This window comes from Paraburkholderia unamae, assembly GCF_003096875.1.
In the GTDB taxonomy this organism is placed as follows: Bacteria; Pseudomonadota; Gammaproteobacteria; order Burkholderiales; family Burkholderiaceae; genus Paraburkholderia; species Paraburkholderia unamae.
Genome location: NZ_QEOB01000012.1, coordinates 84,428 through 106,214 on the forward strand (window position 1 = coordinate 84,428; position 21,787 = coordinate 106,214).

A 21,787-nucleotide genomic window follows, 5' to 3' on the forward strand; every position below is an offset into this window, starting at 1 on the left:
TGCCGTTCAGCGCGTAATGTGCAGCCCGCCACGCAGCAACAGTGAGACGAGTTCGGCCTGCCGGTGCGTGGCGGTCTTCGCCAGAATCTGCTTAAGATATCCGCGCGCCGTTCCGATTGCGATACCGGATTGCGAGGCGGCTTCTGCAAGCTCCATTCCTCGTGCGAGCAGCGCGGCGAGCGCTGCTTCACGTCGCGTCAATTCAAAAGTCGCGGCCAGCACCATCGGATCGATTGCCACTTGCCTGTCCGGCTCGATCACGAACAGGGCGGCACGGGTGCTCGCGCTGATGCCCTGTAGCAGGTCCGACGCACTGACGGGCAAGACGCGGACAACAAGTGGAAGACGCGGCGGACTGCGCGAGAGATAACAGCGCATCGGCGCTTGAGGTCGAATAGCGGTTTCACTCGCGTCGCGGCCCGTGTTGTTCAGCGCGATGGCCGCCGCGATCGCCGCTCTCAGGCTTCTCGCATCGGATGGGCGCGATGCGGACACCGACCTCCCGGAAAGCAGCAAGCCGTCGCCGGAACGCGCCAGCGCCTCGGCGCAGCGATTGGCAAAAATAGGCCGCATTGCGGCATCGAACAGCACCACGCCGATATCCAGGTGAGTCAGCACGTCATACGCACCCTTCGCGCGAAGGTCCGCTGCGTCAAGACGTTTTCGTACCTGTAGCGCAGTCGTCAAATGCGGAACGATCAGCGTGAGCGCGCCGAGATCGTCGTCGCTGAAGTTGGCCTTCCCCAGCTCACGCCCCATCGAAAAGAGCACCTGCCGTTCGGGCTCGCGAACCAGCGGCGCGACGATGCCGTAAAAGCCGCCGGCGGGCCGGATCGCTTCTCTGTAGATGTCCGAACGTTTGAAATCCGTATCCGAGATCGCCGATGACTGGCGCAGCGCCTTGCCCACGGGAATGGCCTTGATCCAGTCGGGCATGCGGGTTTCGATTTCCCGTTGCAGGAGCCATGCGCTGTTCGCATCGAAGCCGATGGAGATCGCAAGGCCTGGCGCTTCGCGTTCCTGCGCATGCAGCATGGCCTTGCCGGCTTCACCCGCCTCGGCAATAGAGGCAATGGCGCGTGGCCAATCCTCCGGCGCGAGCGCGGCCTCATAAACGTGCCGGATAGCCCGGTGAATCGTCTCGACGCGCGTCATGCCCGCTCCCTTGCGACGCTGATTTCCCTCCCAAATGGGAGTGTCAAGCGCACGTAAGTTAGACGAAAGTATAGGCAAAGATTCACGCTGCGTTTGATTAAACCAGAGGCTCAGCCGACAGCCATTTTCCTTGCCACCCATCCCGCCATCGACCGTCAAGGCGTGAGCCTGCCGTGCCCTCTGCCACCACGACTACCACTACCACGCCGACGCGTGCCCGATGTTCTCCTCAGGCGCAGAGCGTCGTGCATGTCGACGTTCGGGCGAGGTCGGGCGGCGGACGTTTGAAGGCGCGTTGTTGAACGGATGCCAAACCGCGCGGAGAAAAAAATGGCGATGCCCGACACGATGTTTCAACCCGCCGCTTACGAGGGCCACGACAGGCTCATCGCGGGAATCGTGCTCGCAGTCGTGACGTTCTGGCTGTTCGCCCAGACCACGCTCAACGTGCTCCCGGTCATGCGCACGGAACTGCGGATCGACAATGGCATCGGCGATATAGCCGTGAGCATTACGGCGCTGTTTTCCGGGGTCTTTATCGTCATAGCGGGCGGGTTGGCCGACCGCTTCGGCCGCGTGAGGATGACTTACGCGGGACTGGCGCTGAGCGTGATCGGGTCGGTTCTGATCGCGGCTTCTCCGTGCGGTACCGCGATATTCCTGATTGCCGGACGCATCATTCAAGGCATATCGGCGGCCTGCATCATGCCGGCAACCCTCGCCCTGATGAAAGCCTATTACACCGGCGCGGCGCGGCAGCGGGCGCTGAGTTTCTGGTCGATCGGCTCGTGGGGCGGGTCGGGCCTGTGCGCGCTGCTGGGCGGTCTGGTCGATGCGACGATGGGGTGGCGATCGATCTTCTGGATGTCAATTATCGTTGCAACGGCAAGCGCGATGCTGATCCGCGGAACGCCTGAGAGCCGCGGCGATGCGCGAGTCGCGACGCAGTCGTTCGACTGGACCGGTTTGATCGCATTGCTCATTGCCATGGTCGCTTTCAATGTCGTGGTGGGGCAGGGGGCGACACTGGGCTGGTCGAGTCCTGTCGTGCTCGCGCTGGCGGTCGCATTCGCGGGGGCATTGGGCGTATTCATTTACGCCGAACGTCGCTGCGCTCACCCGTTCGTCGATTTTCGGTTCTTCGAGAATTCGATCTACCTGGCCGCCACCTTGTCGAATTTTCTTCTCAACGGCGTCGCCGGGGCTTTGCTGGTCGTCTTGATTCTCGTTCAGGAGGCCTATGGACTTTCCTCGCTTCAGTCGGGCTTGCTGACAACGGGCTACCTGCTGGCCATTCTGGTGGCGATTCGCGTTGGCGAGAAAATGCAGCAGCGCTGCGGCGGCCCACGCCGCCCGATGTTGCTGGGCTGCGCGATGACGGCGGCCGGCATCGCGCTCACGACCTTCACATACGTCACGGCGACCGGCTACGTCATGATCGCGGTTATGGGGTTCACCCTGCTCGGCACCGGGCTGGGCATCTACGCGACGCCTTCCACTGACGCTGCGCTGTCCAGCGTCGCGGACGCCAGGGCCGGTGCGGCTTCGGGCATCTACAAGATGGCGTCGTCGCTCGGCACGGCGTTTGGCATCGCGATATCGGCCGCGATCTTCACCGCGCTAACGGCGCCGGGCGGTCTCTCGCCGGTGCGCGCCGTGGCGGCCGGTCAGCCCGACCAACTCCGGTTCGCCGCGGCAGTCGCGTTGTGGTTCAACGTCGCCATGGTGCTGCTCGCCGCATTGGCGATCAGGATCGGGGTGCCGAAGCCGCACGACATCATGGAAGGGCCGGTGACGGCGAGCCCCTGAGCGTCGTTCAGGACCGTGTCACTGTCATGCGCGCCTTCAACGTGGTTCGCCCCGGTTCCGAAGCGACCTCCAGCGCACCGCCTGCACGACCGATACGCACCGACATCGAACGCATTCCGATGCTGATATCGGCCTGGCGGACCGCGTCCACGTCGAAGCCGACTCCGTCGTCCTCGATCCCGACAACCAGTTCGTCAGCAGCGGGTTGCGCGAGCCAGAGCCGCACATGCCGCGCGCGGCTGTGCTTGATCACGTTGGTCAGCGCCTCCTCGACCAGCCGTGTGAGCGCCAGATACTGCATCGCATTCGGCGGCGTGCGCCAGGCCTGTGGAAATTGCCAGTCGGAGTCGACGCCCAGCTCGTCGAACAAGGTCGTGAACCGGTGGCGCAAGGGCGCGATCCACTTTTGCGGCGATGCGGGCACGGCGACGCCCGCCGACGAGTTGCTGTCGATGGTCTGCCGCAAGTCGTCGCGAATGAACTTCAGCATGGAGAGAACCTGCGCCCGTTGCAACGCCGCGGCGCCCTGTTCGACCGATGCCATCATGTGGACGAGCGAGCCGCCCAGGCTGTCGTGAAGATCGTGGGCGACCTGCAACCGGTCCTGCAAGCGCGTGTTGGCGAGCGCCAGCGCATGATCGCGCTCCAGGGTCCTGGCAAGCTCGCCGCGCGCCTGCGCGATGCCTTCGGCAAGCTCCTGCTGGAAGCGCTCGATGCGGCGCAGATTGCGCGCATGACGAATGCCCATGATGGCCGCGAGGGACAAGGTCAACGCCGTGTTGGCATACGGAAAGACCGGGTGCGTGTGGATGATCGCCTTGAGCACGAGCAAGTCGTGGATGTTGGCGACGGGCAGGATCAGGAGAGCAACGGCGAGATACGTATGTTCGAGCCGGCGCGTGCGCCACGCATGAAAGGGGAATTGCAGGCAGTTGATGAGAAAAGCGGCCGTTGCGCTGAAAAAGCCCGCTTGTTGCGCGTAACCGACCCAGGCGTCGGGGACGACGACCTGCGCCGCGAGCAACGCGGCGCTGGCCGCCCACAAGGCATGTTCGAGGCGCGGCCGGGTTTGTCCGCCAAAGCGCCAGGTGAACACGCAGAAGCACGCGACGCTCAACAGCGCCGCCATGGTGTTCACGCGGGTCACCATCAGGCTGTTTGAAAACGGCCACGGGCTGGTGGCCAGAACGTTGGCGATGAAGATCGTCCAGAACAGCGACGAGAAGGCGTACCAGCCGTAGAAGCTCTGGTCGCGGCGCAGGATCCAGATGCCGAAGAACAGCACGCCGATGACGCCCGAGACGATGAGGTTAATCTCGAACAGGGTGCGGTGGCTCCACTGGAGCGCTTCGTATTGTTGCTGGATGCGTTCAGGCTCGCCGAGAAAGAGCGGCCCGAGACCCACGGACTGTCGCGCGTCGCCACCGACCACGCGCACCCACAGCGTGTTCGTTCCGTCGTGCAGCCAGACGTCGGGCAGGAGCCAGGTGCGCGGCTTGTTCCAGCTGCGCGAGAGCGGCTCGCTCAGGTGCTTGTCGCGCCAGAGAAAATGGTCGTTGACGAAGATCTCTCCGGCCATGACGATGGACTGCGACAGCAGGGCCACCGGGCCCGCCGCTGAAGCGGGGCAGCGCCGTTGCCAGTCGATGCGATACCAGAGGCTGACGCCGCCAAAGTCGGGGTGGCGGCGACTCCACTCGTCGGGCAGCGTGACAGGCTGCCATTGCGAAGGCGCCGGTTTGCCGCCGTCTGCGGTGGCCTCGGCCGCATGAACGGCCAGAATCTGCACCGTGCACGTCGCGGGCGTGGTCTGCGCCTGCGCCCAGGCGGTCGCGGTGCAAAGCCACAGCGGCCAGAGCGACCACGGCAACCAGCGGAACCATCGCGCGAGCGCGCTCAATCCAGCAGGCCTCGCTGACGCGCGGCACTCGCGGCCTGGGTACGTGACGAAACGGCGAGCTTTCGGTAGATGTGCTTGATGTGGCATTCCACGGTGTAGCGCGACAGGAACAGCCGTTCGGCGATATCGCGATTGCTCAGCCCGTCGGCCACGAGGCGAAGAATTTCGCTCTCGCGCTGGCTCAATCCGGCGTCTCCCGGCTGCGCCGCCGACTTTGCGGGCAACTCCTCGATGATGCGCCGTGCCATGAACGGGTCGATCGGCGCGCCGCCTCGCAGCACGCTGCGCAGCGCGAGTGCGATCTCCATGTCGTCGCGCTCCTTGAGCACATAGCCGACCGCCCCGGCGCGCAGGGACGCCAGGATCGCGTCCTGCGTGCTCCAGGCGGAGACGACCAGAACGGGCAGGCCAGGGTCCGCCGCATGCAGTTCGGCGATCAGGTCGACACCGCTGCCGTCGGGCAGGCCGAGGTCCACCAGCGCCAGCGCGACCGGCTGATCGGCCAGCCACGCGCGCGCCTGAGCGAGCGAACCGGCAAACGCCAGCGCATCTTCCCGGTAACCCAGTTGCGTGAGCAACGATTTGAGCCGGCGGCACACGAGCGGATCGTCCTCGACCAGCAGCACGGGCGCGGGAAGCACGAGATCGGCCGCAAGCGTGCGCACCAGCATGGATTCGGCACTGTCTTCAGGAGAGGTCGTCATGACGATTTAGTCGAGTCAATCTATCGGATCACGATAATCGCTGTCCCTAACGGGTTTTTGAAGGGGGTGGTCGCAAAATACCAGGTTTCAGTGATATGTGCGCTCGCCCACACTTTGCATAATCTTTTCGGAACCCGGGGGTGTGTGCATTCTACCTGTGCTGAAGCCGTGTCAAGCCCGATTCGATCCGGCGGGAGACACGCGAGACACGCGCGATGCCAGCGCTTGATCGTTGCATGCTCCCGTATTCCTCGCGCCCCGAGTCGACGATTGAAGGGCGTGGAAAGCGGTAAAGCGTCGGTGCGCGTTCCCGCGTAGCGGCGTGTGTGTTGAAAAACCCGCTGGGCGTGCTGCTTGTGCGGGTTTCTTTTTTCGGCTCATCAACAGCGAACCCTCGAACGTGAATACGGCCTGCATGGAATGCGACGACCGGCGTATCGCCTGTTCGATCCGGTCAACGGATTGCGGCCCGTGGGTTCACCACTTTCCAATTGAACGGGGAGCAGCACTCACTTTCTCATGACCTCATCCAATCCACACGTCAAGCCGCTGTCGCTTTTCATTTTCAGCTCGCGCTGGTTGCAGTTGCCGCTGTACATGGGCCTGATCGTGGCCCAGTGCGTCTATGTGGTGCTGTTCCTGAGGGATCTCTGGCACCTGGTATCCCACGTCGCCGGCTTCAGCGAGCAGGAAACCATGCTGATGGTGCTGGGCCTGATCGACGTGGTGATGATCTCGAACCTGCTGATCATGGTGATCGTCGGGGGCTACGAAACCTTCGTCTCGCGTCTTCGTCTGGGCGGCCACCCCGATCAGCCCGAATGGCTGAGCCACGTGAATGCAAGCCTGCTCAAGGTCAAGCTGGCCATGTCTATCGTGGGGATTTCATCGATCCAGTTGCTGAGCACGTTTATCGAGGCCGGCAGCCTGGGTACGCCCGCGGCGCTCATCACCCCGGCCGGCATCATGTGGCAGACCATCATCCACGGCGTCTTCGTCCTGTCGGCCTTGGGCGTTGCATTCATGGGGATCGTGGAGCAACGAAACGGGGTGGTCGCGCCTCGTACCGTTCGGAGTACCAATGACTATAACCGGGAAATGAAGGCAGAGGTGTCGCACGCCGGCTCTGCATGAGCGGCTTTGCTTTCCAGTAAAACATAACGCATAACAAGCTTGTCGGGGCCATGAATAAAAAACTAGAAAGCCTGGGATTCTTTGCTCTTCTTCTCAGTGTGTCTGGACTGTACGGTTGCAGCGGGGGATCAACCGACACCGGCGCCGACACGGCGCTCGCGCCGTACTACACACAGGCGGTCGCGTGGCATGACTGTAGTTCGGACTATTTCAGCGGACTCGACCAGGGGGCGCTGAGCCAGCTATCGGCTAGAACACGTTGCGCGACGATGAATGTGCCGCTCGACTACGACGACCTTTCGAAAGGCAGCGTGGGCATTGGCGTCCTGAAGGTGAGCGCGGGCAAACCCGAGAGCCGTCTGGGCGCCATCTGGACGAATCCCGGCGGCCCCGGCGTAAGCGGCCTCAACGAGGCTTTGGATGTGAGTCAGTTGCTGCTGATCGGTAACCCGTCCGATTCGGTGGGCGCGAAACTGCTGCAACTTTCCGACTCCTATGACGTGATCGGCTTTGACCCACGCGGCGTGGGGTCCAGCGTTCAACTGGTTTGCAGCTCGATAGCGGCCGGCCCTGCCCTTACGGTTTACACGGATCGTTCCGCTGCGGCTATCGATGCACTCGTTGACGACGCCCGCGCGGAGGCGGCGGCGTGTGGCGGTACGCCATTGACGCCGTATATCAATACCGAATACACGGCACGGGACATGGAGGTGATGCGTGCCGCGCTGGGCTACGACAAGCTGAACTACTTCGGTACGTCGTACGGGACGACACTGGGGGCGGGCTATGCGAGCCTGTTTCCAGATCGCACTGGCCGGATGGTACTGGACAGTGTCGTGGATATCACCCTTCCTCTTGTCGAGTATGCGCCCGCGCAGGCCCCGGCGTTGCAGCATGTTCTGGATGGGATCGTGGCGCCCTACGTGGCATCCCATGACGATCTCTTTGGACTGGGTGCGAGCGTGGATGATGTCAGGAGCATTTCCAGGCGCGGTCCGGCGTGGCTCACAAGCTGGCTCGGAGGCGCCGTGTATCACTCGCTGTTTGCTCAGAGCCAGATTGACGGGGTCGTCACTTATATGGCGGTGGTCAACGGGATAATCGACTTGCTTGCGGCGAACCCGGCGATGTCTCCACGCGAGCTCAAGAGTGCAGTCGACGGGCGGCAATTCCTTCCACAGGCAAGCGAACGCATGGAAGCGCGCGCGCACGAGATCGCCGCGGGCGCAGTCGACGCGTACGTTGCATCTTCCTCGGGCAGCACAAAGCCGGTAGGACTGGCCGTTGGCGCGGCTGCCAATGCGGCGGTCACCTGCAATGACGGCGCCTTGACCCACCGGGATCAACAGTATTGGACGGATCTGGGAAATTCGCTCGCACAGTCTGCTCCACTGAGAGGCGGCAGTGTTTCCTCGGTTCCCTGTCTGTACTGGCCGTTCACGGCGCGAAAGGCATTGCCCTTCGAGCGCGCGGCGAATTTGCCGATGCTTCTGCTGGAGGACGAGAACGACGGCGCCACGCCGCTGGCGGGGGCACGCGCGACGGCCGCCCTGTTGAAGGGTTCAAGGCTCCTGATTCAGGACACCGATTACAGCCACGGCGCACTGTTTACCGATAGCACATGTGTCCTGGGCTACGCGGTTGATTACCTGCTCAACGGTTCGTTGCCTCCGGCCGATACCATTTGCGTGGGGAAAGGCTTGCCCGCAGGCACACAAACTGCAACGGCGGCCAGCGGCGTGGCGGCGAACGCGCAAACGCAAACGGCGACGACATACACCGATCCCGCACAGGCAGAAGCGGTGCTGAAGAAGTTGCGCGACATGGTCCAATAACAAATCGATGAATACGCCGATCTTTTGGGTCGGCGTATCAGGGGTATCAGGCGTACAAGGGGGTATAAGCATGAGACCGGATTTTTCCCGCAAGCCGTGGTTGCTGATCGGCAAAGCCTTCGTTTGCCTGTGCGTGAGCGGATCGGCCGCCGCGCAGTCATATGGCGACCTGGAGAGCATTCGCAATTCGTCGCCTGGCACGTACGGCCGCGGCACAGACCCCACGCGCGCGCCGCACGCGCCGCGCCAGGACCACACCGGAAGCTTCAGCTCGCAGTTCAATCAGGGGATGGCGAAGGGCGAGCGACAGACGCAGCAGCAACGCGAGACCTCCGCGGCAGATGCGATGCGAACGCAGAACATGATCGATCGCCCACGTTCGTCGGCGCGCGCCCCCGGCGCGCGTGGAAACGACCGCGCGGCCGTTCATTTTGACAACCACGGACCGATGGCCTGCAAAGCGGACCCGCTAACTCACCGGTACGAATGCGGGGCGGTAGGCAAGGAGGCCGCAAGGTAAGCCCGCATTCCGAAGGCGGTGTGCCCATCACCCGTCCAGAAAATGCATGATGGCGCGCGCACCGCCCATTCCAACCACAATAACAAGGAATCCGAACATGTTGCGACTTCGCATGATCGCGCTTGCGGCGCTCATGACGCCGCTGCTCGCCCAAGCCTATGCGAATGGCCCGGCGGCCTACGACCAGTGTGTATTGCACGCATTAAAAAACAGCCGGAATTCTGCCAACGTAGGGGTGCTGCGCAACGCCTGCGACAAACTGTATCGCGGTGGCGCGATGACGCTGCCGCGCGAAAAGAAGTATTACACGTGCCTGCTGCATGCTTTGCCCGGCGTGGAAGACAACGGTGCGGTTCAGCAGATCATGACAATCTGCTCCCGGCAACGCAGTATGTAGTAGTCGCTTTATATCCCGGCTTTGGCCGCCGGGCGCCATGTGAAGGCGTATCGAAAGAAAAATGGAAGCGCGATGCCAGTCAATGGCGGCAGCGGCGCATTTATTACGGAAAGCTAACTGAAGGGGCGTATTTCACGCGGGGAAGCCGGGTCAGTTAAGGCTTTCCTAAGCCTTCCTCGCATAAGATCGGCATCCTTGAAGCAATAACCGACGCGATGAATCGTCTGCTGATCGTCTTTGGCGTGTCTCTGTTCGTACTTTCCCTCATATCGCTCATTGCGATGCTGCTTCTCGAAAGCGGACGGACGTAGCGCTCGCGGTCACGGGAAAAGGTGACACGCGCACGCCAGGCAGCCTGGAAAGCCCCGGGCAATGCAGATTTTCGTGATGGGAAGGCATCCATGCATAAATGCCATTTTCGGTTTCTTTGGCGCACGTCGGAGAACGAGGTGCGCTGGATTTGCGTGACCTGCGCGACGTTGATGGTGCGTGGAAAGACCTACGCGCCGCTGTAATCCTGCAAGGCGCCAATTCGCACTACGCAGTCGATGCCTTCCCGGGCGAGATCGGGCAAAAGATATGGCCCGCCCTCTGTCCTGTGCTGCCGGCTGGATCCGACCGTCAGGCGTTAATCCACGCGCGCGCCTGTTCCAGCTCGTCGACGTGGAACGCCTTGATTTCAGCCTTCGTAAAGAACCGCGCCAGATGCATCGAGGCGCGAATCCATGCCGCGTCGGCCACCACCGCGGCGCGTGAAACCTTGCGGGCGACGGCAACGCCGAGCGTCATGTCGGTCCACAGCGCCTTCGCTTCGATGCCGCTGAAATGCTCGATGCGTTCGAGCACGCGGGTCTTGCCATTCAGTTCGAGATCGCCACGCATGTGCTCGATGGCTTCGCGCAGTTCGTGGTCGGTGATTTTGCCTTCGACGGATATTTCAATAACCGGCGAATCGGGCGTGGAGTGATACAGGATCATGGCGGAACTCCTGGCCAGTGAGACGTTCCACGCGCAGGCAGGGATGAGCCAGGCGTTCGACGTCTTTCCCATGGTACCCCTTTCGTATGACGCCAGCAGGGCGCCGGAAGGGCGCCGGAAGGACGCCATCGCATCAAAAATCAACCGAGGCGGAGGCGAACACGGTGCGCGGCGAGCCGAGCGAAATCGTGCCGTAGGAAGCCACGCCCGACCAGTACTTGCGGTTGAACGCGTTGAGCAATCCGGCGCGCACGGTCGTCGTTTTGCCGTGAACCGCGGTCGTATAGCGTGCGCCCAGATCGACCGTTGTCCACGACGGCACCGACTGCGTGTTGGCCTGGTCGAAGTATTCCTGGCCCGTGAAGTTCACGCCGCCCGTCAGGGTGAGTCCGCGCACCCACGGCAAATCCCACTCGGTGCCGACATTGGCCATCCAGCGGGGCACGCCGACCGGCCGGTTGCCCAGCGTCGACGCGCTGTTCGTCTTCGTGAGCTCGGCGCTGAGGTACGTGACGCCGCCGAGCAGACGAACGCCCTTGACGGGTTCCCCCGCGAACGTCATTTCGAGCCCCTGATTGCGCTGCTCGCTGTCGACCGCGTAGACGGTGCCGTAGAGCTGGCCGCTCGGCTTCGTGATGCGGAACGCCGCGAGCGTCGCCAGCAGGCTGTGGTAGTCGAGCTTCACGCCGACTTCCTCCTGGCGGGCCTTGTATGGCGCGAACACCTGACCGGCGTTCGACGCCGTGGTCGGGGCGATGTCGCCGCGGCTCAGGCCTTCGACATAGTTGGCGTAAAGCGAGACGTGCTCGATCGGCTTGAAGACGATGCCCACGAGCGGCGTTACGGCGCCCTTGTCGTACGAGGAGGTTTTCGCGCCCGTAGTCGTGTTGAAGTTGTCCGACTGGACCTGTTGCTGCCGTACGCCGGCCGTCAGTTGCACGCGGTCGTTGAGGACGCTCAGCGTATCGGCGAGCGCCACGCCATAGAGCAGCGAGGACGAGACCTTCGCCACGCGGGAGGGCGAGGCGATGGCCTGCTCCGGGCTTGCGACCGGCGCATAGATGTTCGAGAGAATGGCCGAGCCCGAGTTGCTGCCGTTGGCGATGCGATCGCCGTAAATGCTCGCCATCAACGTGACCGAGTGCGAGACCGGGCCCGTGTCGAAATGCGCGCGCGCGCCCGTGTCGGCGCTCCAGCGATTGACCTGGAATTTCCAGTTTTGCGGGGTCGAGCGCGTGTCGCCCGCCGCGTTCAGGATCGTCGGCGTCTGGTCGGACAGACGCGAGACATCGGTTTTCGCGGTGCCCGCGTCCGCGAAGACGGTCACGCTGCGGCTCGCGTCGTACTCGGTGTGCAACAGCACGGACTGATCGAGCGACTTCCACCAGCCCCACGCCTGCGTGACGTTGCGCGCGCCATCGGGCGCCTGCGGCACCGCAAGGCCCGATGCGATCAGGAACGGCCGTGTGGGCGCATCGATCCACTGGTACTGCTCGATGAAGTCGAGTGTCGCGCGCAAGCGTTCGCCCTGGTAGTCGAGCGAGAGCGCCCCGACCTCCGAGCGCGAGGACTGGTTGTCGAGCGCCGTGCCGCCCTGACGATGCAGGCCGTTGAAGCGAACGCCAAACTGCTTGTCGTTGCCGAATCGCCGGCTGATATCGACATTCCCGCCGACCTGCGCATCCGAGGTGTAATCGATGCCCACACGCGTCAAGTCCTGCGCCAGCGGCCGCTTCGGGACGATGTTCACGACGCCGCCCACGCCGCTGTTGGGCGACATGCCGTAAAGCAGGGCGGCGGGCCCCTTGATGACTTCCACGCGCTCGACGTACTCGGGAAACACGTGATAGTTCGGCACCACGCCGTAGACGCCGTCGAACGCGAATTCGCTGATGTTGCCTTCGTTGACGGGAAAGCCGCGGATAAAGAACGAATCGGTCACGCCGCCCGTCTGGCCCGTGAAGCGGATGGACGGGTCCTTGTTCAGCACGTCGGCGAGCGTGGCGGCCTGTTGGTCCTGCACGCGCTTCGCGGTGTAGGTGCTCACGCTGAACGGCGTGTCCATCACGTTCTTGTTGCCCAGTAGCCCGACACGGGCGCCCTTTGCCACCTGGCCGCCCGCATAGGGCGCGGGCAGTTCGTCGGGCTGCGCCTGGGCCTTGACGACGACAGCGGGCAACTCCTCCTGCGTATCCTTCGCGGCCTGGGTGGATTCCTGCGCATGAACGGCCGTCGCCGTGGCCAACGTGAGTGCGCTGGCGAAAGCGAGCCGCACGGCGATCGTGTGTGCCGAGAGGCGGGGAAGGCAGGGGAGGCGCGTGGCGATGTCTTGCTGAATCATTTTATTGGTAGTCCTGATCGTAGACGTGTGTCCCGGCTGTGATTCTGTTTCTGGCGTAACGAGAGCGTGTGCGGTTGGCCCGCGCTGCGGCAGCGGGTCGATGCGCGAAAGTTGCTCGTGCAACGAGCGGCGAGCGCACCGGCTGAAGCGGTGAATGCGAATTATTTACATATGTAAGATTGTGTCAAGCGATTTGAGAATGATTCTCAATTAACTTGACAGAATGCGGCAAACGAGAATAAGTTTCATTCTATTTCCGGGGCGACGCGCTTTCGCCCCCCCTTTTCGGACCCCTTCGCTGCCGCTTCATGACCGCCGTCGAACCCATCGAGCACTGCGAGGTGCATGCGCTCTACGAGGCGCACCACGGCTGGTTGCAGGCGTGGCTGCGCCGCCGCCTCGGGGACGCCGCCGATGCGGCGGATCTCGCTCACGACGCCTTCCTGCGCCTGATCGTGAAGCCCGCGCCCCGGCGCTTCGGCCATCCTGGCGAGGCGCGGGCCTATCTGCGCACGATGGCGCAAGGCCTGTGCGTGGATCTGTGGCGCAGGCGCCAGGTCGAGCAGGCATGGCTCGACACGCTGGCGGCGCTGCCCGAGCCCTTCGAGCCCTCGCCGGAGCATCGCGCCATCGTCGTCGAATCGTTGATGGAAATTGGCGCGCTGATTGGCCGTTTGCCGGAGAAGGTGCGCACGGCGTTCGTCATGGCGCAGATCCACGGCTTGTCCACGCGCGAAATCGCCGGCGAGCTTGGCGTCTCGGAACGCATGATCCAGAAGTACCTCGCTCAGGCGATGCTCCATCTGGCGCTGATCGAAACGGGCCTCGCGCGCTAGGGCATGCGTTCCACGGCATCGTCTTCTGCCGCCGACGACTGCGTCGAAGCCGATTTCGACAGTCTGGAGCAGGCCGCCAACTGGTACGCCGCGCTCTACGCCGAGGGCGACAACGACGAGCGGCGCGAAGCCTGGGCCGCCTGGCTCGAAGCGCGTCCCGAACATCGCCGGGCGTGGGCGCATATCGAGTCGGTCAGCCGCCGGTTCGCGCCGCTGCGCGTCCAGGCGCCGGGCGAGCGCGAGGCGGCCGTTACGGCGTTGCGCGTTTCGGCACGGCATGCGGCAAAGCCTTCGAGCGGCCGGCGGCGGACGCTGGCGAGTCTTGCGGCGCTCGGCGCGACGGGCGCGGCCGCCTGGCTGGGCTGGCGGTGCTCGCCGCTGCCCGGTCTCGTGGTGGCATGGCGGTCGGACTATCGCACGCAAACGGGTGAGCGGCGCGATGTCGTGCTGGCCGACGGCACGCGCGTGTGGCTCAACACGGACAGTGCGCTCGATGTCGATTACAACGCCGAGCGCCGCCTGCTGACCCTGAACGCGGGCGAAATCCTGGTCGACACGGCAAAGGATGCGCGTGGTCGCCCCTTCTACGTCGAAAGCCGTGACGGGACGATGCAGGCCCTCGGCACACGCTTCACGGTGCGCGAGACGGCCGCGTTCACGCGTCTGAGCGTCTTCGACGGGCTCGTGGAGATCCGCACGCGTTCGGGCATCACGGCGCGCGTGCCCGCCGGTCAGCAACGGCAGTTCACGCCCGACGCGATATCGGACGCGGTGGCCGCCGATCGCGCCCGCGAAGCGTGGTCGCGCGGCATCATCCTGGCGGAAGACATCCCGCTGAGCGACCTGATTGCCGAGCTCGCACGCTACCGGCGCGGCCACATTGGCGTGGACCCGCGCGTGGCGGGCATCCGGGTCGTCGGCCGCTACCCGGCCGGCAATCCGGATCAGGTGCTCGCCATGCTCGCGCGCGATCTGCCGGTTGCCGTGCGCAGAACGCTGCCCTGGTGGACGACGATCGAGCCTCGATAACGCCCGGTGCAAAAAAAATTCCGAAATCGAGTTCGCATTTGCTGGCCTCGTTCGATGTGTAGATGAAAGAGGACTCATCGGACCTTCAACGACACGCTCGCGACGCAACATCGCGGGCGGCGCGCAGGGGCGATGGGTTTCCTGAATCCATCTCCATCTTGAGGACCCAGCGTTCCATGCGTCGCCAGCCGTCACACCAGGACCGGACTTCGTCCGGCCCGATTTTTCGCACCCGAAACCCATCCCGCGTGCCCGCCATGACGCGCCGCCCGGTTCCCGCCGTCATGAGCGCGGCCGTGCTGAGCGCGCTGCTCGCGGGCTCCGCCACCTGCGCCTGGGCCGAGCCCGCCGCGAGCGCGGCCACGTCCGAGGCCCGTCGTCACTACGATGTGCCGGCGGGTCCGCTCGCAGGGGCGCTGAACCGCCTCGCCGACCAGGCCGACGTGCTGCTGGGCGCGCCGGGCGAATTGACCGCCGGGAAAGTCAGCGGCGGTGTTGCGGGCGCGTATTCCGTCGACGAAGCGTTTCGCAGGCTGTTGTCGGGCACGGGCCTCGAAGCGGTCCGCCAAAACGACGGCAGCTATTCGCTGCGCGCCGTGTCGGCCACGACGCCCGAGGCGTTGCTGCCCGCCGTGGTGGTGGTCGGCAAAGGCGCCGGCGATCCGCTGAGCGCGCCCTTCGCCGGCGGTCAGGTCGCCCGTGGCGCGAGCCTGGGCATGCTGGGCGAGCGCGACTACATGGACACGCCGTTCAGCGTGGCGAGCTACACGGAGAAGCTCATACGCGACGAGCAATCGACGAGCGTGGCGGAACTGCTCACGACCACGGACCCCTCCGTGCGCGCGGCGATCGACAGCAGCAACCGCTACGACGCACTGACGATACGCGGACTGCGGGTCGAGAACAGCGAGATGTCGCTCAACGGTCTCTACGGGCTCGTGCCGAACTACCGGGTCGGTCCCGATCCGGTGGAGCGCGTGGAGATTCTCAAGGGAGCGGGCGCCCTGCTCAACGGGATGTTGCCGCAGGGCAGCGTCGGCGGCAGCGTGAACATCGTGACGAAGCGCGCGGACGACACGCCGCTTACGCGTGTGACGGGCGAGTACGTGTCGGACTCCGTGTTCGGCGCGCACGCCGATATCGCCCGGCGTTACGGTGCGAACGGCGAGTTTGGCGTGCGCATCAACGCCGCGCATCGCGACGGCGACACGGGAATCGACGAGCAGTCGAGGAGAGGCAACGCGCTCTCGCTCGGCATGGACTATCGCGGCCAGCGCCTGCGCGTGTCCGGCGACGTGATTTATCAGGAGGACTACATGCGCGCGGCGGCGCGTGGCTATACGCCGCTCGCCGGGATTGCGATGCCGGCCGCGCCGGACCCGCGGATCAATCTCGCCCAGAACTTCTCGTATTCGAACTCTCACAGCCTGACCGCGATGGGGCGTGCGGAGTACGACCTGACTTCGAATGTGACGTTGTTTGGCGCCGTGGGCGCAAACCAGTTCGGCTATGACAAGCTAGAAGATCCGGGCGCGACGCTGCTCGATGCGCAAGGCGACGCGCTGTCCACCTCGCGCTATCAGGAAGGCAGGTCACGCGCCGTTTCCGCCGAAGCGGGCGCGCGCGCGAAGTTCCGGACGGGCGCGCTCGATCATCAGTTCGTGGTGAGCGGGAATACCTTGCAGCAGACGACGTGGTTCGGGCAGACCGTCTACGGCAGCTATCTGACGAACATCTATTCACCCACGCGCCTCGCGGACCCAGGCCCCGCGATTTCGTCTTCGCCCGAGGCCAGGAACAGTTCGCAGACGCTGCGCAGCGTTGGCGTGGCCGATACCGTCTCCGCCTGGCGCGGACTCGTGCAACTCACGCTCGGCGTGCGGCAGCAGTGGATCGACAGCAACAACTACGCGACGTCGGGCGCCACGACTTACCACTACAACCAGTCGGCCACGACGCCCTCGGTGGCGCTCGTCGTTCAGCCGCTCGACCGGTTGTCGTTCTACGCGAACTATATCGAGGCGCTGACGCCCGGCACCGCGCCGCCCGCCGACGCGGCCAACCCGAACGCCGTGTTCGCGCCATACAAGTCGAAGCAGGTCGAAATCGGCTCGAAACTCGATCTCGGCCATTTCGGCGCGACCTTGAGCGTTTTCCGGATCAAGGTGCCGAGCGGTATCGTCGATCCGGTCACGAAGATCTACAGCCTCGATGGCGAACAGCGCAACCAGGGCATCGAGCTGTCCGGCTTCGGCGAGCTTGGCCCGCGTGTTCGCGTGCTGGGCGGCGTGACCTGGCTCGATGCGAAACTCGAGCGCACGCAGGGCGGCGCATATGACGGCAATCACGCCGTCGGCGCACCCGCATGGCAGGCCAACGTCGGGGCCGAATGGGACACCCCTTTCATGCCGGGATTCACGCTCACGGGCCGGCTGATTTATACCGGCGAAGCCTATGTGAGCCAGGATAACCTCCAGCACGTGCCGAGCTGGACGCGCGTCGATCTGGGCGGCCGTTACACGACGAGGATCGGCGGTCGTGACATCACGCTCCGGGCCAACGTCACGAATCTCTTCAACCGGTATTACTGGCAGGCCAACCCGACCGGTTATGTGATCAGCGGTATGCCGCGTACGTTCTGGGTGTCGGCGTCAGCGGACTTCTAGACGCTTGCCTTGTAGGGGGCGCCCCTACCGACCCACTGGCTGCTCAAGCCGTTCGATATAGGCGTCGCCCCATTGCTTCATCGCATCGAGAACGGGCGCGAGCGTTTTTCCGAACTCGGTGAGCGTGTACTCGACACGCGGCGGAACCTCCGCGAAGACCTCGCGGGTCACGATGCCGTCCAGTTCGAGTTCGCGAAGCTGGAGCGTCAAGGAGCGCTGCGTGACCGTTCCGATCAGGCGGCGCAATTCACCGAACCGTTTGGTGCCGTTCATCAAGTAGTGAACGATCAGCGGTTTCCATTTTCCGCCCGCAACGTCGACGGTGGCGGCGACCGAGCACTGATACGTGGTGACCGAAGAGGCCATGCTGGCTCCCAATAGGATACTTTTTATCCCTATATATCAAAGATGTGCCTTCTTGTACAAAAACGGTCGGCCTCCGATAGTTTCGGCTCAATTGCGCTGGCAGTCGCGCAGCGCATGACCGTGATGATTCAAGGAGTCGGATAGATGAAGGCCGCATATTACGAACGACAGGGTAAGGCTTCCGAAGTGCTGAGGCTGCGAGATTTCCCGGTCCCGCAACCGGGGCCTGGCGAAGTCCGTGTGCGCATCCATGCGTCCGGTTTGAATCCCAGCGATATCAAGGCGCGTACCGGCTTCTCCAGCCCGGCGACCTACCCGTTGATCATTCCGCATCAAGACGGCGCCGGAGTGATCGACGCAGTGGGAAGCGGTGTTGCGCCGACACGTATTGGCGAGCGGGTATGGCTGTTCGAAGCGCAGTATCGTCGCGCGTTTGGCACGGCGGCCGATTATGCCGTCGTGCCGGTATCGCAAGCGGTTCTTTTGCCCGACAACGTTTCGTTTGAGATTGGCGCCTGTCTGGGCGTTCCCGCACTCACGGCTCATCGCTGCCTCTTTGCGGACGGCGACATCAAGGGGCGCGCCATACTCGTTCAGGGCGGCGCGGGGGCCGTCGGAACCGCGGCAATCCTGCTGGCCAAATGGGCTGGCGCCTGGGTCGCGACGACCGTTTCAACGCCGGACCAGGCGCACGCCGCGCGACGCGCGGGTGCCGACCTTGTCATCAATCGACGCTCGGAAGATGTGGCGGAGATCGTGAAGTTGGCAACAGGGCAGCGCGGGGTCGATCGTATCGTGGAGGTCGGTCTGCAAGAGAACCTCGCTACCGATATGGACTGCCTGGCTAATGGCGGCGTCATCAGCGCCTATGCCGTCGGATCTGCCGATGACCAGTTGGCCCTTCCTCTGCTCAAGGCGATGATCGCAGGCTGCACATTCCGGTTCGTCTACATTTACACAGTGCCGACGGCTGCAAAGTCCGCAGCCGTTTCAGCGATCAGCCGCTGTCTCGCGGACGGTGCGTATGCACCGACGATAGGGATGCAGTGCCGCTCGACGACATTGTTCAGGCACACGAATCGCAAGAATCCGGGCGGGTTATTGGCAAGATTGTTGTCAAGCCAGGTCTTTGAGCCTCTATGGATGCTCGACTAGAAATCTAACTACCGCTCGTGACCGGCTGCCGCGCACTGCCGCCGCATTTGCCATGACGTGTCAGTCGTATTGACGACCTGAAATCCCAGGCGCCGGTAAAGGTTGATTGCAGGATTCCCTTTTAGAACGCTTAACGCAACAGGCACACGTGCATCGTCTGCCTGTTCCAGAAATTCACCGATCAGACGGGCCGCGATGCCGCGGATTTGCGCCTAGCTTCCGTTTGGGTTGATTCGCAAGGTCAAGGCAGTGAAGGCCGATCACGTCTATTGACGACGCGCACGCAGGCCGCCCTCGCATGGAGCGCGGCGGTGCGCGAATGCGAGGTCGGCGCTACATGCCCATTGCGCCTCCCGTGCCCGAGCCGGTGCTTGAACCTGTGCCTGAACCTGTGCCTGAACCCGTGCTCGTCCCTGAATTCGCTGTCGTATTCAGATCGATTCTTCCGTAGACGCCATTGGCTTCGTTATTCGGCCCCGCCGCGAAAAATAGCGTATTGGACGGTTGATTGCTGAGGTCGTTGCCGAACGCGATACCCCACACGCCGTTTTCGACAACCGGGCTCCCGTTCGCCCCGTTGAGCGGCCCCATGAACAGGCCATTCGATGCATTGAATGCGTTGATCGTCCCGTCGCCGAAGTTGCCGATCAGTATCGCGCCGCTCATCGTGCCGAAGTTGCCGGGCGCTTGCGCCACGCCCCACGGCGCGTTCAACGGGCCGCCCGTTACGAAGTGTTGCTTGAGGTTGCCTGCGGTGTCGTACACATCGACCATGCCGCGCCCCGCTCCCGCGACATCGTCATGCCTGGCCGGGTCTTGCATGGCGTAGGTGACGAACAGATTCGCGCCAATCGCCTGAATGCCGAACGGCGCGAAACCCGCCGGAATCGCCGGGTCCGTGAACGCGCCGGTCATCGGGACCTTCGCGAAGGACGCATTGAAGACATCGATCTTGTTGTTATGGAAGTCGGTGGCGTAAAGGAAGGTGTTGTTGTTCATCGCGGCGAGCGCGAGACCCTTGTACACGGCGCCGCCCGCGCCGTCGTCGTACATGACGAACGCGCTGGTTGGCGCCACCGTGGGCGCCCACGCGGTGATGGTGCCGCCTTCCCCCGCAAAAATGAACGCGGCGACGCCGGACTTGCCGTTTTCCGCGACGACGAAGCTTTGCGTGCCGTTGAAGACGATGCCCGTGGGCGATGCCGTGCCGTTCTTGCCGTCGGGAATCACGACGACGAGCGATTGTGGCGTGCCGCTGCCGTCATAGAGCGTCGCGACGTTGGTGCCGTTGTCCGCGACCCAGGCGAACCCTTGCGGATTGAAGGCGACGCCCCAGGGGTTTTTCAGATGCGCGTCAATGTGAGCGGCGGGCACCGCACCATCGGACACGAGGGCCGTTACGGCGAACGACGACTGAACGGGCGGTCCGGCATTGCTTGAACCGGAGCCGCCTCCGCATGACACGAGCGTCACGATGGCCGCGCAGCATGCTACGACGCCGGATACATCTCCGAATGTTTCCGTTAGCGACTTCATGACCGTATCCCTCGCTCTGTCCAAAGACCTTGACGGTCAAAGAACGATCCACGCGCGCGGTTTATTCCCGCGAAGCAGGGCGCGTCTCCCGTGTGATCGTCCGTGCCTCAATGGTTGAACTGGATAGATAAAAGAGAGCGCCAGGCAACGCCGTTTATTCAGCCGCACAGGCATCGTTGTTGCTCACGAGGAATAAGGCGCCGGTGTGCCCCGTTTATGGCGATGTAGACGTTTTCATTCGCGACGAGCCGCGCAATGCGTCCACAATGTACCGGCGGTTCGGCATCCTCACCAGGAGATCACCATGAAGCGGTATCGGATTCTTCTAGCCTGTCTCGTCTGCCTCGCAATGAGCGCGGTTTCAGGGCTCGCGGCCGCGGGCGACATGAACCGGAACGCCGACAGTGCATCGAGCACTTCAGGCAATTCCTCGGGCGGCGGTTACTGAGCGCCGCGCGCGCGATCCCGCACCCAACATCCCCTCGATCATCGCGAGCCCGATTTCGGGATCGCGATTCTTTTCTGTCGCGCAGGCTCCTTTGATAAGCTTTCCAACCATGCCCGACATCAAGCCGAACATGACGCTGGACCAAAGCCTCGCGATGGCGCCGGACGCCGCGCTTTCGCGGGCGGATCGCGTCTACTACACGCTGCGCGACGAAATCTTCGACATGCACCTCCTGCCGGGCGACCGGCTCACGGAAGGCGCGATCGCGGAGCGCTTCGCGGTTTCCCGCACGCCCGCGCGCGAAGCGTTGCAGCGCCTGCAAAGCGATGGCCTGATGCAGGGCTACGTGCGCGGCGGCTGGGAAGTCGTGCCGATCGACAACAAGCGCTTCGACGACCTCTACGAAATGCGCCAGATGATCGAAACCTTCGCCGTGCGCAAGCTCTGCAACGGCGAAGCGCCGCAAGCCGGGCTCCATTTACTGCTCGATGCGCTCGATCGTGTCTGGAAGGTCGGCCGCACGCAGCGCATTGCCGATGGCCGCAAGCTCGTCGAACTCGACGAAGCGCTGCATCACGCGCTGGTCGAGGCCGCGGGCAACGACGAACTGACCTCGACGATGCGGCGCGTCACCGACCGCATCCGTGTCGTGCGCCGCCTCGATCTCGTGCACGGCGACGGCATTGCTGAAACCTACGAGGAGCATGCGGCCATTCTCGACGCCATTCGCCGTGGCGACAGCGCGCTGAGCGTCGAACTGGTCTCGCGTCACATCGGCGGCAGCCAGGCCAGCGTGAACGGCCTCACCATGCAGCGGCTGCTCGCGGCGCGCACCGAGACGGGGCGCAATGCCACCGCTCAGGCACCGGCGCGGCCTCGGCGCACCATCTGACGGCATTGCACGGCGACGCCACGCGTCTCGTGCCGTGGCGCTGAAAGCCTTGCCTGGCAGGCCTTATCAGGGTTTTTACGAGGGAC

Annotated in this window: 17 protein-coding genes; 10 read left to right on the plus strand and 7 right to left on the minus strand. The window is 63.8% G+C overall.

The features are described from left to right. Positions 1–6 precede the first annotated feature (6 nt). On the minus strand, positions 7–1,155 hold the full coding sequence (locus tag C7402_RS24390) for a helix-turn-helix transcriptional regulator (protein ID WP_116612459.1): 1,149 nt from the start codon (positions 1,153–1,155) through the stop codon (positions 7–9). 330 nt (positions 1,156–1,485) lie between these two features. Between C7402_RS24390 and C7402_RS24395 the strand changes: the two genes are divergently transcribed. Continuing rightward, positions 1,486–2,964, plus strand: coding sequence for an MFS transporter (locus C7402_RS24395; protein WP_116612649.1), 1,479 nt, complete (start codon positions 1,486–1,488; stop codon positions 2,962–2,964). Between the two features lie 7 nt (positions 2,965–2,971). Here the strand turns inward: C7402_RS24395 and C7402_RS24400 are convergent, their stop codons facing one another. Next, positions 2,972–4,864, minus strand: a complete 1,893-nt coding sequence (locus tag C7402_RS24400; RefSeq protein ID WP_341869257.1) for a sensor histidine kinase — start codon at positions 4,862–4,864, stop codon at positions 2,972–2,974. Continuing rightward, a complete protein-coding gene (locus C7402_RS24405; protein WP_116612461.1) occupies positions 4,861–5,535 on the minus strand; it encodes a LuxR C-terminal-related transcriptional regulator in 675 nt (224 codons plus the stop codon). Before C7402_RS24405 ends, C7402_RS24400 begins: the two co-directional genes overlap by 4 nt. A gap of 552 nt (positions 5,536–6,087) precedes the next feature. On the opposite strand from C7402_RS24405, the gene C7402_RS24410 reads away from it, so the two are divergent. The 4 genes from C7402_RS24410 (at position 6,088) to C7402_RS24425 (ending at position 9,454) form a co-directional block, all read left to right on the plus strand. After that, entirely contained in the window at positions 6,088–6,702 is a 615-nt protein-coding gene (locus tag C7402_RS24410; RefSeq protein ID WP_116612462.1) for a TIGR00645 family protein, read from the plus strand. A 50-nt stretch (positions 6,703–6,752) separates the two neighbouring features. Beyond that, positions 6,753–8,537, plus strand: coding sequence for an alpha/beta fold hydrolase (locus tag C7402_RS24415; RefSeq protein ID WP_116612463.1), 1,785 nt, complete (start codon positions 6,753–6,755; stop codon positions 8,535–8,537). A gap of 7 nt (positions 8,538–8,544) precedes the next feature. After that, positions 8,545–9,057 carry a hypothetical protein gene (locus C7402_RS24420; RefSeq protein ID WP_133254541.1) on the plus strand — a complete coding sequence of 171 codons (513 nt, stop codon included), beginning with the start codon at positions 8,545–8,547 and terminating at the stop codon, positions 9,055–9,057. Positions 9,058–9,154: 97 nt separating this feature from the next. After that, on the plus strand, positions 9,155–9,454 hold the full coding sequence (locus C7402_RS24425; protein ID WP_116612465.1) for a VF_A0006 family four-cysteine protein: 300 nt from the start codon (positions 9,155–9,157) through the stop codon (positions 9,452–9,454). 621 nt (positions 9,455–10,075) lie between these two features. On the opposite strand, the gene C7402_RS24430 is transcribed toward C7402_RS24425, so the two are convergent. Then, positions 10,076–10,432, minus strand: a complete 357-nt coding sequence (locus tag C7402_RS24430) for a SpoIIAA family protein (RefSeq protein ID WP_112175119.1) — start codon at positions 10,430–10,432, stop codon at positions 10,076–10,078. A 133-nt stretch (positions 10,433–10,565) separates the two neighbouring features. Continuing rightward, positions 10,566–12,773, minus strand: a complete 2,208-nt coding sequence (locus C7402_RS24435; RefSeq protein ID WP_116612466.1) for a TonB-dependent receptor — start codon at positions 12,771–12,773, stop codon at positions 10,566–10,568. 308 nt (positions 12,774–13,081) lie between these two features. Between C7402_RS24435 and C7402_RS24440 the strand changes: the two genes are divergently transcribed. The 3 genes from C7402_RS24440 (at position 13,082) to C7402_RS24450 (ending at position 17,304) form a co-directional block, all read left to right on the plus strand. Next, positions 13,082–13,609, plus strand: coding sequence for a sigma-70 family RNA polymerase sigma factor (locus C7402_RS24440; protein WP_112175117.1), 528 nt, complete (start codon positions 13,082–13,084; stop codon positions 13,607–13,609). Positions 13,610–13,612: 3 nt separating this feature from the next. Beyond that, positions 13,613–14,638 (plus strand): FecR domain-containing protein, encoded by a 1,026-nt coding sequence (locus C7402_RS24445; RefSeq protein WP_112175116.1) that lies wholly within the window; start codon positions 13,613–13,615, stop codon positions 14,636–14,638. A 257-nt stretch (positions 14,639–14,895) separates the two neighbouring features. Then, positions 14,896–17,304: a TonB-dependent receptor gene (locus tag C7402_RS24450; RefSeq protein WP_116612467.1), complete on the plus strand. Its 2,409-nt coding sequence runs from the start codon at positions 14,896–14,898 to the stop codon at positions 17,302–17,304. Between the two features lie 24 nt (positions 17,305–17,328). Here the strand turns inward: C7402_RS24450 and C7402_RS24455 are convergent, their stop codons facing one another. Next, positions 17,329–17,670 (minus strand): winged helix-turn-helix transcriptional regulator, encoded by a 342-nt coding sequence (locus C7402_RS24455; RefSeq protein ID WP_116612468.1) that lies wholly within the window; start codon positions 17,668–17,670, stop codon positions 17,329–17,331. A gap of 144 nt (positions 17,671–17,814) precedes the next feature. On the opposite strand from C7402_RS24455, the gene C7402_RS24460 reads away from it, so the two are divergent. Further along, positions 17,815–18,825 (plus strand): NADPH:quinone reductase, encoded by a 1,011-nt coding sequence (locus C7402_RS24460; protein ID WP_244314927.1) that lies wholly within the window; start codon positions 17,815–17,817, stop codon positions 18,823–18,825. A gap of 333 nt (positions 18,826–19,158) precedes the next feature. Here the strand turns inward: C7402_RS24460 and C7402_RS24470 are convergent, their stop codons facing one another. Then, positions 19,159–20,361, minus strand: coding sequence for a TIGR03118 family protein (locus C7402_RS24470; protein ID WP_116612470.1), 1,203 nt, complete (start codon positions 20,359–20,361; stop codon positions 19,159–19,161). A gap of 557 nt (positions 20,362–20,918) precedes the next feature. On the opposite strand from C7402_RS24470, the gene C7402_RS24475 reads away from it, so the two are divergent. Next, positions 20,919–21,701 (plus strand): GntR family transcriptional regulator, encoded by a 783-nt coding sequence (locus C7402_RS24475; RefSeq protein ID WP_116612471.1) that lies wholly within the window; start codon positions 20,919–20,921, stop codon positions 21,699–21,701. Positions 21,702–21,787 lie beyond the last annotated feature (86 nt).